Annotated in this window: 13 protein-coding genes; 10 read left to right on the forward strand and 3 right to left on the reverse strand. The window is 64.9% G+C overall.

The genetic code is table 11. The features are described from left to right. Window positions 1–41 precede the first annotated feature (41 nt). The 3 genes from ACGTN6_RS17475 (at window position 42) to lipB (ending at window position 2,288) form a co-directional block, all read left to right on the forward strand. Window positions 42–1,274: a D-alanyl-D-alanine carboxypeptidase family protein gene (locus ACGTN6_RS17475; RefSeq protein WP_394594039.1), complete on the forward strand. Its 1,233-nt coding sequence runs from the start codon at window positions 42–44 to the stop codon at window positions 1,272–1,274. A gap of 71 nt (window positions 1,275–1,345) precedes the next feature. Further along, complete coding sequence (locus ACGTN6_RS17480; protein WP_394594041.1) at window positions 1,346–1,657, forward strand: HP0495 family protein; 312 nt, start codon at window positions 1,346–1,348, stop codon at window positions 1,655–1,657. Between the two features lies 1 nt (window position 1,658). Beyond that, entirely contained in the window at window positions 1,659–2,288 is a 630-nt protein-coding gene (gene lipB / locus ACGTN6_RS17485) for a lipoyl(octanoyl) transferase LipB (protein ID WP_394594043.1), read from the forward strand. A gap of 108 nt (window positions 2,289–2,396) precedes the next feature. On the opposite strand, the gene lipA is transcribed toward lipB, so the two are convergent. Together lipA and ACGTN6_RS17495 are read right to left on the reverse strand one after the other, a co-directional pair. Continuing rightward, window positions 2,397–3,455, reverse strand: coding sequence for a lipoyl synthase (gene lipA, locus ACGTN6_RS17490; protein ID WP_394594045.1), 1,059 nt, complete (start codon window positions 3,453–3,455; stop codon window positions 2,397–2,399). 157 nt (window positions 3,456–3,612) lie between these two features. After that, window positions 3,613–4,599: a LysR family transcriptional regulator gene (locus ACGTN6_RS17495; protein WP_394594047.1), complete on the reverse strand. Its 987-nt coding sequence runs from the start codon at window positions 4,597–4,599 to the stop codon at window positions 3,613–3,615. A 126-nt stretch (window positions 4,600–4,725) separates the two neighbouring features. On the opposite strand from ACGTN6_RS17495, the gene ACGTN6_RS17500 reads away from it, so the two are divergent. The 4 genes from ACGTN6_RS17500 to ACGTN6_RS17515 all read left to right on the forward strand — a co-directional run bounded on the left by ACGTN6_RS17500 (window position 4,726) and on the right by ACGTN6_RS17515 (window position 11,594). Further along, window positions 4,726–5,634 (forward strand): acetyl-CoA carboxylase biotin carboxylase subunit family protein, encoded by a 909-nt coding sequence (locus ACGTN6_RS17500; protein ID WP_394594049.1) that lies wholly within the window; start codon window positions 4,726–4,728, stop codon window positions 5,632–5,634. A 113-nt stretch (window positions 5,635–5,747) separates the two neighbouring features. Next, on the forward strand, window positions 5,748–8,120 hold the full coding sequence (locus ACGTN6_RS17505; RefSeq protein WP_394594051.1) for a DUF3141 domain-containing protein: 2,373 nt from the start codon (window positions 5,748–5,750) through the stop codon (window positions 8,118–8,120). A gap of 373 nt (window positions 8,121–8,493) precedes the next feature. After that, complete coding sequence (gene topA / locus ACGTN6_RS17510; protein WP_394594053.1) at window positions 8,494–11,133, forward strand: type I DNA topoisomerase; 2,640 nt, start codon at window positions 8,494–8,496, stop codon at window positions 11,131–11,133. Then, window positions 11,130–11,594 (forward strand): DUF6586 family protein, encoded by a 465-nt coding sequence (locus tag ACGTN6_RS17515; protein WP_394594055.1) that lies wholly within the window; start codon window positions 11,130–11,132, stop codon window positions 11,592–11,594. The genes topA and ACGTN6_RS17515 overlap by 4 nt, the downstream gene beginning before the upstream one ends. A 66-nt stretch (window positions 11,595–11,660) precedes the next feature. Here the strand turns inward: ACGTN6_RS17515 and ACGTN6_RS17520 are convergent, their stop codons facing one another. Beyond that, window positions 11,661–12,113 (reverse strand): ion channel, encoded by a 453-nt coding sequence (locus tag ACGTN6_RS17520; protein ID WP_394594057.1) that lies wholly within the window; start codon window positions 12,111–12,113, stop codon window positions 11,661–11,663. Window positions 12,114–12,407: 294 nt separating this feature from the next. Between ACGTN6_RS17520 and ACGTN6_RS17525 the strand changes: the two genes are divergently transcribed. The 3 genes from ACGTN6_RS17525 to ACGTN6_RS17535 all read left to right on the forward strand — a co-directional run bounded on the left by ACGTN6_RS17525 (window position 12,408) and on the right by ACGTN6_RS17535 (window position 13,970). Continuing rightward, a complete protein-coding gene (locus ACGTN6_RS17525; RefSeq protein ID WP_394594059.1) occupies window positions 12,408–12,725 on the forward strand; it encodes a 2-hydroxyacyl-CoA dehydratase in 318 nt (105 codons plus the stop codon). A 183-nt stretch (window positions 12,726–12,908) separates the two neighbouring features. Further along, window positions 12,909–13,529, forward strand: coding sequence for a L,D-transpeptidase family protein (locus ACGTN6_RS17530; protein ID WP_394594068.1), 621 nt, complete (start codon window positions 12,909–12,911; stop codon window positions 13,527–13,529). Between the two features lie 177 nt (window positions 13,530–13,706). Continuing rightward, window positions 13,707–13,970, forward strand: coding sequence for an Lpp/OprI family alanine-zipper lipoprotein (locus tag ACGTN6_RS17535; protein ID WP_394594062.1), 264 nt, complete (start codon window positions 13,707–13,709; stop codon window positions 13,968–13,970). Window positions 13,971–14,434: the final 464 nt, after the last annotated feature.

Here is a 14,434-nt window from a genome sequence, read left to right on the forward strand (position 1 = left end):
CCCTAATGAATCTCCCGATGTACCCGAAGAGACTGCCATCCATGAAAGTCCTGAGTTCGTCCTCGCTACGCCGGCTACTGCCGGTCCTGATGGTCTGCCTGTCGCTGGTGACCTCGCCGCTGATGGCGCAGACGCCGCAGCCGCAGCCGCAGCCGCAGCCGCAACAGCCCCAGGTCCAGACCATGATTCCGGCGCCGCCGCGACTGGCCGCCAAGTCCTGGGTCCTGATGGACGCCGACAGCGGCCGTGTGCTCGCCCAGCACAATCCTGACGAGCGGCTTCCGCCAGCGAGTCTGACCAAGCTGATGACCGCCTACCTGGTGGAGCGCGAGCTCAACAGCGGCAACATCGCCTCCGATGACCTGGTACCGGTCAGCGAGAGGGCCTGGCGTACCGGGGGCTCGAAGATGTTTATCGAGGTCGGCGAGCAGGTGCCGGTGAGTGAACTGCTGCACGGCATCGTGATCGTCTCCGGCAACGACGCCAGCGTGGCCATGGCCGAATACCTGGCCGGGGGCGCCGAGCCCTTCGCTGACATCATGAACCAGCATGCCGCGCGCCTGGGCATGAGCAACACCCACTACATGAACCCTACCGGGCTGCCCCACGACGACCACTATTCCTCGGCTCGTGACCAGGCGACGCTGGCTCAGCACATCATCAACGATTACCCGAATCACTACAGTATCTATCGCCAGAAGCACTTCAGCTATGGCGGTATCGACCAGCCGAATCGCAATCGCCTGCTGTGGCGGGACGCCAGCGTCGATGGTCTGAAGACCGGTTGGACCGAGGCTGCCGGCTACTGCCTGGTAGCCTCCGCCGAGCGTGACGGCATGCGCTTGATCTCGGTGGTGATGGGTACCGCCTCCGAGGAGGCCCGAGCTCAGGAGTCCCAGAAGCTGCTCAGCTACGGGTTCCGCTACTACGAGACCCTCAAGCTCTACGACCAGGGCGCAGTGCTGAACACCCCGCGTGTATGGGGCGGCGATCGCAACGAGTTGAAGGTCGGCGTGGACCAGGACGTCTTCATGACCGTGCCGCGTGACCGTAACGAGGAGCTGACCGCCAAGCTGGACATTCGCGCCGACCTGACGGCGCCAATCGCTGCCGGTGAGCAGGTGGGTTCCATGGAAGTACGCCTGGGGGACGAGGTCGTTGGCGAGCGCCCCCTGCTGGCCCTTGAGCCGGTTGAGGAGGGCGGTTTCTTCAAGCGAATCTTCGATAAGGTCCAGCGCTTCTTTGCCAATCTGCTGGGTGGCTTCTTCGACTGAGGCCGATGTTGCCTTGGTGGGTGAGCGTGGGTCGCGTAAAATGACCGTTCATGCTTCCAGATGGGTGAGGGATGAACGACAAGACCCTGCGTGACCTGCGCCGCCCGAGCGCAACCAAGAGCGGCGAGCCGCCCAAGATCACTTTCCCCTGCGACTATTCGATCAAGGTCGTGGGGGATGCCAGTGAAGATTTCACCGCCATGGTGTGCCAGGTCGTGAGCCGCCATGATCCCACCTTCGATGCCGAGAAGATCCAGGTGGTGCCGAGCCGCAACGGTCGTTTCCAGTCGGTGAGGCTGACCCTGCGTGCCACGGGTGAAGATCAGCTCAAGGCGCTGTTTGCCGAGCTCAAGGCCAGCGGCCGCGTACATATGGTGGTCTGAGATGGAGCCGCTGCAACTTCATCGCCTCGGGCGCCGGCCCTACGAACCCGTATGGCAGGCGATGCGCGAGTTGACCGACACGCGGGATGCGTCCATGCCGGATCAGCTGTGGCTGGTCGAGCACGACCCGGTGTTTACCCAAGGGCGTGCCGGCAAGCCGGAGCATCTGCTGATGCCCGGTGACATCCCGGTGGTGCAGTCGGATCGCGGCGGCCAGGTGACCTACCATGGCCCGGGGCAGGTGGTGCTCTACCCGCTGCTCGACGTGCGTCGCGCCGGGCTCGGCGTGCGCGAGCTGGTCAATGCGCTCGAAGACTCGGCCGTCGCACTGTTGGCCGAATATGGCATCGAGGCTCATGCGCGTCCCGACGCACCTGGTGTGTATGTCGGCCATGCAAAGATCGCCTCGCTGGGGCTGCGTATTCGGCGGGGAGCCAGCTTTCACGGCATTGCCCTCAATGTCGATGGCGACCTGTCGCCCTTCGCGCGTATCAACCCGTGCGGCTATGCCGGCCTGGCGATGACCCGGCTGGCGGATCTCGTGCCGGCACCGCCGAGCCTGGATGAAGTGTCGACGGGACTTGCCCGGTGCCTGGCCTGCGAACTGGGGCGCGAGCTGGTCGACGCATAGCGCCGGAGCAGGCGCCGCGAAACAGAAAGCCCGAGGCGCTGGCCTCGGGCTTTCTTGCTGATGATGTAGTGAAAGGCGGTGGCCATCATGCTGCGCCAATCACCACGATTACCCCACGTTGCGCGTCGGGATGATGTTGGGATCGGGCGTCTGGCCGGGCACCTCGGCGGGGGAGGCGAGCTCCAGGCCCAGGTTGTTGTTCTCGAACACCCGGTCGGCGCGATAGCTGGAGCGCACCAGTGGCCCGGAGGGCACTTCCATGAAGCCTTTCTCGAGGCCCTGCTGCCGATAGCGTTCGAACTCCTCGGGGGTGACCCAGCGCTCCACCGGCAGGTGGTTGCGGGTCGGGCGCAGATACTGGCCGAGGGTAACGATGTCGACGCCGATCTCACGCAGGTCGTCGAAGGTCTGCAGGATTTCCTCCTCGGTCTCGCCGAGACCCAGCATCAGGCTGGTCTTGGTGATGACGTCGGGGCGGTGGCGCTTGGCGTGGGCCAGCACGTCGAGGGTCTTGCGGTAGCCGGCGCGGGGATCGCGGACGCGGCGGGTCAGCCGCTCCACGGTCTCGACGTTCTGGGCGAAAACCTCGAGGCCGGAGTCGACGACTCGCTCGATGGCGCTGGGGGCGCCGTCGAAGTCGGGCGTCAGGGCCTCCACCGCGACTTCCGGGGTGCGCGCCTTGATGGCGCGAATGCAGTCGGCGTAGTGGCCGGCGCCGCCGTCGGGCAGGTCGTCACGATCCACGGAGGTCAGCACGATGTAGCGCAGGCCCATCAGCTCTACCGACTTGGCGGTGTTCTCGGGTTCCTCGGCGTCGAGCCAGCCCTTGGGATTGCCGGTGTCCACGGCACAGAAACGGCAGGCACGGGTGCACACCGAGCCCATCAGCATGATGGTGGCGGTGCCGTTGCTCCAGCACTCGCCCATGTTGGGGCAGTGCGATTCGGCACACACGGTGCTCAGCCGATGCTCGGCCACGTTCTTCTTCACGGCGTCGAAGCGCTCGCCGCCGGGAATCTGGGCGCGCAGCCACTTGGGCTTGCGCCCCAGGGCCGGGCTGTCCTCGGCCTGCGGACGCGTTTTCATGCCATCCTTGATGGCCGTTGCACCGTGTTCATTGCGGTACTTCTCGCCGCTGGACACATGCTTGCTGGTGTTGTCGCTCATGAGCTGGGCGCCTCTTCCACTCGGCGGCCGGTCGCTGGGGTGTCCTGTGACGGCACCCCGGCGGCAGGCATGGCGTGTATACAAAGGTAGGGGGGCAATCTATCACATTCGCCGTCCGGCTGGACAGGCACTGGCCATGGCCTCCGCCTACCGGTCGTCATGGAGAGCCCTGCGGCAGGCAGGCCACGCCATGGCTCGGCAAGGGCGCGGGGCCGGTGGCGAAGTGGGCATGCAGCTCGTCCAGGTGCTGGCGAATGAAGCGCAGGAACAGCTCGGTGACCGGGGTCGGAAAGCGCTCGCGATGGTAGACGGTGCACCAGGAATGACGCAGCGGAAAGCCGGGCAGCGCCAGCGGCGCCAGCAGCCCAGCCTCGAGTTCGAGGCGCACCGCCAGTCGAGGCAGCACGGCCACGCCGAGCTGGGCCATCACGCCTTGCTTGACCGCCTCGTTGGTGCCCATCTCGATGGCGTGGTCCAGGCGCACGTCCTGCTCGGCGGCCAGTTCCTCCAGGGCGCCGCGCACCCCGGAACCGGGTTCGCGCATCAGCATGTAATGATGAGCTAGATCCTCCAGGGTCGGGCTCGGTGCGTCCAGCAGCGGGTGGCCCGGCCACACCACCGGAATCATTTCGTTGTCGAGAATCGGCATGAACACCAGCGCCTCGTCGTCGGGCACCCGGGCCATGATTACCAGATCGTCGCGACGCTCGGCGAGGCGCTCCAGGGCCTGGCTGCGGTTGCAGACCCGCAGGTGGATCTGGACGTTGGGATACTGGGCCCGGAAGCGGGCCAGAAGGTGGGGCACCACGTACTGGGCAGTGGACACGGCTGCCAGGTTGAGCTCGCCGGTGATCGTGCCCTCCAGGTCAGACAGGCTCATCTGCAGCCGCGATACCTGCCCGAAGATGGCCTGGGTCGAGGCGGCCAGGGCGTCCGCGGCGGGAAGGGCGTGCAGGGTGCGCCCGGCGTACTTGAACAATGGATGCCCCAGGGCCTGTTCAAGCTGTCGGATCTGGGCGCTGACTGCGGGCTGGGTCAGGCCGAGCGCCTCGGCCGCGCGGGAATAGGACTGGCGCTCGTGGACGGTGCGGAACACCTGTAGCTGGCGAAAGGTCAGCCGGTTGAGCAGCTTGGGTGTGGTCATGGGTCATCCGTTGAGGCGGCGCGGAGGCGCTCGTTGGGCGCTCCTCCATGCTAGCATCTTGCCCCGGCATGCCGGTAACCTCCGGCCGGCTGCTTTATTTTCCTCTCCAGCATGGGGGCATCGTCCATGTCGTTCTCTCTCTGCATTCCCCGTCGCCCGCTGATCGTGGGGCACGGTGCGGGTGCGACGCGGCTGTGCCAGGCGGCCGAGGAGCTGGGTATCTCGGGCCTGATCGCCGAGGGGGAACCCAGAGAGCTGATGGCACGGGCGCTCGATGAGGGCTGTGACGCGGTTCATCCCGGCGAACTGCCGGCGGCGGTGCAGCTCGCACTCGCCAAGGCCTGCCGCGAGGCGGGACTGCGCTTTCTCGGCCAGGGGGCACCGTTGCTGGCCGCCATGGCCGATAGTGCGGCCATGCGTCGGCTGATGACGGAGGCCGGGCTGCCGCTCGCAGCGCCTGACGGCGAGGGGGCGCCGGTGCGTCTGTCGCTGCTGGCCGATCGCCATGGCCAAGTGGTGTACCTGGCGCCTCGGCAGTCGTTCGGCGACACCATGTCGATGGCACCGCTACCCTGGCTGACCGCCGAACGGACTGCCTACCTGGGACGCCTGGCCGCTCGAGGCGTCGCTGCACTGGGCGCAACGGGGCTAATCGAGGCGGGCTTTCGCGTGGCCGGCAATGCCTTGGGATTCGTGTCCCTGCGCCCTGGCCCGGCGGGGGAAGAGGCGCTCGACGAGGCGCTGTTCGGCCTCGATCCGTTGGTCACCCATTGGCGGCTGATGTCCGGTGAACGACTGCGCGAGCGGCAGTCGCACCTGGTGGGGCAAGGCCATGCACGGCTGTGGCGCCTGGCCGTGCCGGAGCATGCTCGACTCGACGGTGGCCCCGGGGTCCGCCTGGATCATCCCGGCGATGGGCACGAGGCTCGCCTGGTGATATGGGGGCGTCGCAGCGAGGAGCTTGAGCCTCGGGCGCGGCGGGCGCTGTCGTGTTTGCTCGGAACCGAGGAGGCGGGCCGTTTCGTAGCGGGTTGACGTCTGGTGATTCGCCAGCGCGTGGAATCTGGGTTATATTGCATTGCAGCAAAGACGGTCGGGCGACGACCCCAAGACCGCATTTCCCCATGGCCACCGAGGGAGTCGATGCCATGAACCCCCTGATGTCGAACCTGCCTCCTGCCGTGCTGTCCTGGATGGATCCCTTTGGCTTCGGACGTGCCGGCCTGGAGTACTGGCGTGATGGTCTGGAGCGCAGCATTCTCTATCTGGACGTCATGCGCCAGCGTGGCAATCAATACCTGGAACATATCGAACAGACCAAGCCCAACGTGCTCGGCTTCGACGCCGAGGTGCTGCTCGACGGCCGTGAGTTGCCGAAGCCGGTCAACTACGAGCTGATGCGCATCCTGCCGCCCGAGGGCGTGGAGACCGATCCCTTGATGCGGCCCTTCGTGGTGGTGGACCCTCGGGCTGGGCATGGACCAGGCATCGGTGGTTTCAAGCCCGACAGCGAGCTCGGTGTGGCGCTGCGTGCCGGCCATCCCTGCTACTTCATCGGTTTCCTTCCCTACCCGGAGCCTGGACAGACCGTCGAGGACGTGGTCGAGGCCGAGGTGGCCTTCCTGCGCCATGTCATCTCGCTTCACCCGGATACTGTCGAGAAGCCGATGGTGGTCGGCAACTGCCAGGCCGGCTGGCAGATCATGATGGCGGCGGCCCTGGAGCCCGACGTCTTCGGGCCCATCCTGATCGCCGGTGCGCCGCTATCTTACTGGGCCGGCGAGCGGGGCCAGGCGCCGATGCGTTACACCGGCGGCATGACCGGCGGCAGTTGGGTGACGTCGTTGCTCAGCGACCTGGGGGCCGGACTGTTCGACGGTGCCTGGCTGGTGCAGAACTTCGAGCGGCTCAATCCGGCCAATACTTGGTGGAGCAAGCAGTATCACCTTTATTCCCGTGTCGACACCGAGGCGGAGCGCTACCTGGACTTCGAGCGCTGGTGGGGCGGTCATGTGGTGCTGGGTGGCCAGGAGATCCAGTACATCGTCGATAACCTGTTCGTCGGCAACCGTCTGTCCACCGCCCAGATGGTCACCGCCGACGGGCGGCGCATCGATCTACGAAACCTGCGTTCACCGGTGGTGGTGTTCTGTTCCCGCGGCGATGACATCACGCCGCCGCCGCAGGCCCTGGGCTGGATACAGGATCTCTACGAGGACAACGACGAGCTTATCGCCAACGAGCAGACCATCGTCTACTGCGTCCACGATACCACCGGACACCTGGGCATCTTCGTGTCGGGCAGCGTGTCGCGCAAGGAACACACCGAGTTCACCGCCAACATGGATTATATCGACGTGTTGCCACCGGGACTCTACGAGACGGCGATCTCGCGGGCCGAGGACCGTCCCGATGCCGAGCTGATCGAGCGCGATTACCTGCTCGAGTTTCAGCCCCGCAGCATCGAGGAACTGGATCGTGAGGTGCACCACCGTCCCGACGACGAGCGTCGTTTTGCTGTCGTGGCTCGCATCTCGGAGATCAACCAGGGCTTGTATCGTCAATTTGCCCAGCCCTGGGTCCAGGCCCTGGCTACGCCCGATTCCGCCCGTTGGATGCGCCGCATGCATCCCAATCGGCTGGGATATCGACTGCTTTCCGATCGCAATCCACTGATGGTGCCGGTGCCGGTTCTGGCCGAGCGGGTGCGCGAGGATCGCCAGGCGGTCGGCGAGGACAACCTCTTTCGTGCCCTGGAGGGCGTGCTGTCCAGCCAGATTACCCAGGGCCTGGAGGCCTGGCGGGAACTGCGCGATCGTAGCCTCGAGCGACTGTTTCTGGACGTCTACGGCCAGCCGCTGTTGCAGGTGCTGGTCGGACTGGGAGGCAGTGCGCCGATGCGGCGGCATCCCGGGGCCGAACCGGAGCAGCGTCGCTTCGTCCAGCAGCGTCGCGAGGCAATTCGGGCAAGGGTCGCGGAGGGCGGCAGTCATGAGGCGGTGATGCGCTCGGTGATCTATGTGCTGGGCGGTGCACCGGCCACCGACGGGCGCAACTTCAAGCGCCTGCGTGCTTCCCGCGCCGAGCTGGAGCCGACCGCCCGGCTGGCCGATTTCAAGCACTTGGTGCGTGAGCAGTTCTTCATCCTCGAGCAGGATCGCGAGGCGGCCCTGGAGGCCATCCCGCGACTGTTGGAGGGGGAGAGCGCTGACGCGATCGACGGCCACCTAGGCCATATCGAGCATGTGCTGGCGGCCAGCGGGGAGCTCAGCGAGCGTGCCGCCCAGCGCTTCGAGCGCATTCGAACGCTGTTTGCCAGCGCTCGGCCCGACACGTCGCCGCGGTCAACGTCCGGCGAGGCGCCCGCGACGCCAGGAGAGCCTGACGATAGCGGCGAGACCAAGGCAGTTGAGCCGTCGAAGGTATCCGAGACGGCTGCGGCAGCTGAGCTCGAGACGCGGCGTCGTAGCCCTCGTCAGTCCGCGACGCGACGTCGCAAGCCGCCTCAGTCCAAGGACTGAACCTTCCTACTCCTTGCACTGCGTCCCCGTCGTCTGCCCGGCGGGGACGCATGCGTGTGCAAGGTCGCTTGCCGAGCCGTGGCCGGCGGTCTAGGGTCTAGGCTCTGTACGAAAAGTGTCTGCGCTCGCTCATACGGCGTTAAAAATCGGCTCAAAGTCCTCATTTACACCGAGTAAACTCCGCCTTTTCACCGATTTTTGCCTTGTCTGGTCACCGCTCGCCGACTTTTCGTACAAAACCTATGGCCCGGCCAGAGCGCGACTGGCGTGTTGGCTGGCGCTGGGGTAGGGTAAGCGCATTTTTCACCCGCTAACGGGTGGTCGATTCCGTTCGACGCGGGCCATGCCCGCGCCTACTGACGTTTGGAGCACTATGGGCAAGTCTCTGGTCATCGTTGAGTCGCCGGCCAAGGCGAAGACGATCAACAAGTATCTCGGCAACGAGTTCATCGTGAAGTCGAGCGTGGGGCACATCCGTGACCTGCCGACCAGCGGCTCGGGCAAGACGGCCTCGGATCCCAAGGAGCGTGCCCGACAGGCCGCCGCGACGCGCAAGATGTCCGCCGAGGAAAAGGCCGAATATCGCCAGCGCAAAGCGCGGGAGCAGCTGATCCGGCGCATGGGGATCGACCCCGAGCATGACTGGGAAGCCAACTACGAGATCTTGCCCGGCAAGGAGAAGGTCGTCGCCGAGTTGCAAAAGCTCGCCGAGAAGGCCGATGCCGTTTATCTCGCGACCGATCTGGACCGCGAGGGGGAGGCCATCGCCTGGCACCTTCGCGAGACCATCGGCGGCGACGAGTCGCGCTATCGTCGGGTGGTGTTCAACGAGATCACCAAGAATGCCATTCATGAGGCCTTCGAGGATCCTGGCCAGCTCAACATGCCGCGGGTTGAGGCCCAGCAGGCGCGGCGCTTCCTGGATCGCGTCGTGGGCTTCATGCTGTCGCCGCTGCTGTGGGCCAAGATCGCTCGCGGCCTCTCCGCCGGCCGCGTTCAGTCGGTGGCGATGCGGCTGATCGTCGAGCGCGAGCGCGAGATCCGTGCCTTCGTGCCCGAGGAGTTCTGGGACGTCCACGCCGATCTCAAGCCCGCCGACGTCGCCGCAGCGGCACCGGTGCGCTTCGAGCTGGCGCGTCAGGACGGCAAGGCATTCCGTCCGACCTCCGAGGCCGAGACCCTGGAGCGCATCGAGGCGCTCAGGAACGCGTCACTCGCGATCACTTCCCGCGAGGACAAGCCGACCCGCTCCAAGCCCAACGCCCCCTTCATCACCTCGACGCTCCAGCAGGCGGCCAGCGGTCGCCTCGGATTCTCGGTGAAGAAGACCATGACGCTGGCCCAGCGCCTCTATGAGGCGGGCTACATTACCTACATGCGGACCGACTCCACCAACCTGTCCCGCGAGGCGGTGGACGGCGTGCGCGACTTCATTGGCGAGGAATACGGGGCGCGCTACCTGCCCGAGGCGCCCAACCGCTATTCCAGCAAGGAAGGCGCCCAGGAGGCTCACGAGGCCATCCGCCCCTCCGAGGTGACGCGCCGCGCCACCGATCTGGCGGGCATGGAACGTGACGCCGAACGCCTGTACGAGCTGATCTGGCGCCAGTTCGTGGCCTGTCAGATGACGCCCGCCGAATATCTTTCCACCACCTTGACCGTGGCCGCCGATGGCTACGAGCTCAAGGCCAAGGGCCGGGTGCTGAAGTTCGACGGTTACACCCGCGTGATGAAGCCGATGGGCCGCAAGGACGAGGACCAGTCGCTGCCTGACCTGGCCGAAGGCACGCCCCTCACCCTGGAATCGCTGGATCCCCAGCAGCACTTCACCAAGCCGCCGGCTCGCTATACCGAGGCGAGCCTGGTCAAGGAGCTCGAGAAGAAGGGCATCGGCCGGCCGTCCACTTACGCAGCCATCATTTCGACCATCCAGGATCGCGGCTACGTCAAGCTGGAGAATCGGCGCTTCTACGCCGAGAAGCTGGGCGACATCGTCACCGAGCGGCTCAAGGAATCCTTCCCCGACCTGATGGACTATTCCTTCACCGCGCGCATGGAGGATAGCCTCGACGAGGTGGCCGAGGGTGAGCGCCGCTGGCGCGAGCTGCTCGACGCCTTTTATGCCGAGTTTCGCGAGGAGCTCGATGAGGCGCAGAGTGAGGAAGGCATGCGGCCCAACCAGCCGGTGCCCACCGACATCGACTGTCCGAGCTGCGGACGCAAGATGCAGATTCGCACCGCCTCGACAGGCGTATTCCTGGGCTGTTCCGGCTACAATCTGCCGCCCAAGGAGCGCTGCAAGACCACCATCGATCTGCTGCCTGGCGACGAAGCGGTGGCCGCCGATGCCGACGAGGACGCCGAGACCGATGCACTGCGCGCCAAGCATCGCTGCCCCAAGTGCGGCACGGCGATGGACAGCTACCTGATCGACGAGACCCGCAAGCTGCACGTCTGCGGCAACAGTCCTGACTGCGACGGCTACGAGGTCGAGCAGGGCAAGTTTCGCATCAAGGGCTATGAGGGCCCGACCATCGAGTGCGACAAGTGCGGCAGCGAGATGCAGCTCAAGAGTGGTCGCTTCGGCAAGTATTTCGGCTGCACCAACGAGAGTTGCAAGAACACCCGCAAGCTGCTCAAGAGCGGCGAGGTGGCGCCGCCCAAGATGGACCCTATCCCAATGCCGGAGCTGGCCTGCCAGAAGGTCGACGACCACTACGTGCTGCGCGACGGGGCCAGCGGGCTGTTCCTGGCGGCGAGCAAATTCCCCAAGAACCGCGAGACTCGGCCGCCGCTGGTGATCGAGCTGAAGGCGCATGCCGAGGAGCTGCCGGACAAGTACCGCTACCTGCTCGACGCTCCTGATGCGGATCCGGACGGCCGGCCGGCGCAGATCCGCTTCTCGCGCAAGGCCAAGGCGCAGTTCCTGATGACCGAGGATGACGGCAAGGCTACCGGCTGGAAGGCCACCTTCAACGATGGCAAGTGGCAGGTGGAGGACAAGCGCAAGTGACCCCACGAGCCCGCACCAATCAGCTGCTGTACCAGGCGGAGTTGCTGCTGGCGGCGCCTGCCGGCGACGATGAGCATGCCGAGGCGAGACGCATGGCCGGTGAGGAGGGGGCCTTGGCCCTGCTCGAGCTGGCCCTCGAGTCGCTGCTGCGCGAGGTCACCGAGCATGCTGGCCTCGAGCGTCACGACTGGCGCGAGCTTCTCGCGCCCCAGGGAGAGTCGCTGGCCGAGCTGGAGCGGCTGCGTGGCCTGGCCCAGCGCCCGGACAGCTGGCTTGCGCGGCTTATCGCTCGCATCGAGGCCTTGCATACCAGCGACGGCGTGGCGCGTCGCGTCAGCGGCGCAGCGCAGGGCATCATCGCCGTGGGCAGTGCCGCCGCCCTAGGCGATGAGCTGTACGACTGCTTGATGGCGGCCAAGCGCGAGATCTCTGAACTGCGCCAGACCAGCGAGGAGTGGTAGCTGCCGCCTTCAGGGTTGTGTGCGAAACGTTGAGGAGCCTAGGTACGGTTCGGGCATGATCTTGATCTAGCCGCGGTCGTTCCAATGCCGCTGCATTTCTAGAAAGGTCAACGACGCCGACCAGGTGATCAACATGAAGCCGGTCAATGACTCGGTGCCCATCAGGAACCGCAGAGGCCCCTCGGGGAAGACGTCGCCGTACCCGAGGGTCGTGTAGGTGATCGCCGAGAGATAGACATAGTCCAGCCCGTTGACCATCGGCGCGCCGGCCACGGTACCCGACGTCGTTCCTTCCAACCACCAGGCCGCCAGGCCGAACAGCCAGATCTCCGCCACATGGGCGGTCAGCAGGCCGAACATCAGGCCCAGAAAGCGCCGGCGTCGTGAGGGCGAGGTGCGTCGCATCAGTCGGCTGAGTACGCTCGACACCTCGAAATGCAAGAGTACGGAGGCCGCCACCACCAGCAAAGTGGTGCCGACCACGGCCAGATGGCCCGAATCCAGCAGTGCCTCGCCCACGCTTGTCCCCTTCGCCGATTTGCCGCGACGTCACGGCCGTCTTGACCTGCATCAAGCCGGGCCGCCTCTCGTCTCGTCTAGGATATCAGTAGCGGCGGCGGCGTGATGCTTCAACCGCGGACGACGGGTCACCGGAGGGGCAAGGCCATGCGCTTTCATCAAGTACGAGAGTTGGTGCGTTGGGCGGCAGATTATCACGCTCGTCTCGAGGCGGCTTACACTCGTCTGACAGCAAACGATGTCGCTCCTCGGCTACGCTTGGCGCTAGATTATCTCGCTGATCATGAGCGACGGATGCAGCGCGAGCTCGAGGCTTATCTCGCCGAGGGCAGCGGCCATCGTCGGGTGCTCGACGTCTGGTTCGATGAGCCGGACGATTTTCCTCATGCGCCAGTACTCGAGCGCCTCCCGGAAGTGCGTGACGACGAGGAGGTGGAGGCATTGCTGGCGACGGCCCTGACCACGCACCGTACCTTGCAGGACCTCTATCGTCACCGTGGCGAACGAGCGAGTGGGGCCGAGGAGCGGGAATTCTTCGAGGCGCTGGTGCAGGGGGAGGACGCCGAGGTTCGTCGCCTGGTACGTGATATCCAGCGTCTCGAGGCGTATTGAACGGTACCTGTCAGTATCTATCGAGGTGTCTCTTGATGGCGACAATTTGATTGGCGGGCGGCATCGAGTCGGCTCTGAACGGAGGGAAGCGTCATCAGCTGCGATATTCGACATCACGGCCTGACATCAACGCCGCAATGCGATATAACGGCGTCTTTGCTCTCGGCCCCTTGCATGTCCATGATGAATACGCCCAAGACGCACAAGTTGTCCCGCCGCCGTTTCGGCCTGTTGGCTTTGAGTCTGCCGTTCTGGGCGCCGGCTCAAGGGGCCACCCTGATGTCCGATCTGCTGGCCGATGCCGGTGCGCCGCGCTTTCCCGACGAGCTATGGGTGCTCGTCGATGATCACGAGGCACGGCTCAGTATCTTCCGGGGTAACCGCCTGGTGGATCGTTTTTCCCCGGTGTCGCTGGGCCGCGGTGGCGCCAAGCCGCAGCGAGTGCGTGGTGATCGTGCTACGCCGCTGGGCGAGTTTCATGTCTCGCGCTTCAATTATGGCAGCAAGTATCATATCTTCGTTGGCCTGGACTATCCGACGCCGACACATGCTCGCATGGCGCTGGATTCTGGCGTTTATAGCCAGCGCGACTACGATGACTATTTCACCTATTATCGTCGCTATGGGAGTCCGCCGCAGGATACGGCTCTGGGCGGTTATATCGGTATCCATGGCGTCGGCGTGGCTGACCCTGAAATCCATCGGCGCTTTCATTGGACCGATGGCTGCGTCGCGGTCACCGATCGGCAGATCGAGGCCCTGTCGTCGATGATCGACATTGGCACGCGGGTCGTCATCCGCTAGGCTTTACATGCGCTAAGGACGTTCTAGTCGGAGGTAAGCGTTGTGCCGCAATTCAGCGCAGCGTTTGAAGCCTTTGAGAGGCAGCAAGCGTATTGCTGCCGTTAGGACCTGCAAAGCAGGACGCCTGTTCATCAGGCATCACCAACGCAGTACCAAGGAAGACCCAAGGAGAACACCATGACTCTCAAGACTACTCTGAAGCTGTCCGCCGCTGCCGCCTCACTCGCCGTTCTGGCCGGTTGTGCTTCCTCCGGTGCCCTGGAAGAAGTCCGTACCACCGCCGAGTCCGCTCAGGCTGACGCCGCCGAGGCTCGTAGCATCGCGACCCAGGCCCAGAACACTGCTAATCAGGCTCAGCGTGATGCTCAAGCAGCTCTGCAGATGTCTCAGCAGAACCGCGAAGAGATGAACCGCATGTTCGAGCGTTCCATGCGCAAGTAAGCGGTAGCGGGCAGGCCAGGCTCAGTGCCTGGTGATGCCACGATCCACCACCCCTCGCAAGAGGGGTGGTTTTTTTGTGTCTAGAGATGGCTCAGGCTAAGGCCATCCATGGCACCGAGCGTGTGTCAGCGGTCCACAGTCTGTAACTTGACGCTGCAGCGGCAAAGCCGCCGCGAGCACATGATATCGAGAATGTCATGATGACCAGCAGGTCCACCGCTGGTGAATATGGGCTGGCCCTCGTCTTGTATCCGATGACCGGCAGACGGGTGAGCGAGACCCACCTGGGGGTGAACCAGGTAGCGACTGGTGGGAAATGGGATGGACCCGTCCCCCCACGTGCCAAGATGAGTGTGTATACGCCATCTGACGGGTGCATGGGGCACCCACGGCATCTCGAAGAGAGGGTCCATCCATGAATCACATTAGCATTGTGGGTATCGACCTGGCGAAGCACGTGTTCC

The organism is Halomonas sp. B23F22_20, from assembly GCF_043496985.1.
GTDB lineage: Bacteria > Pseudomonadota > Gammaproteobacteria > Pseudomonadales > Halomonadaceae > Halomonas.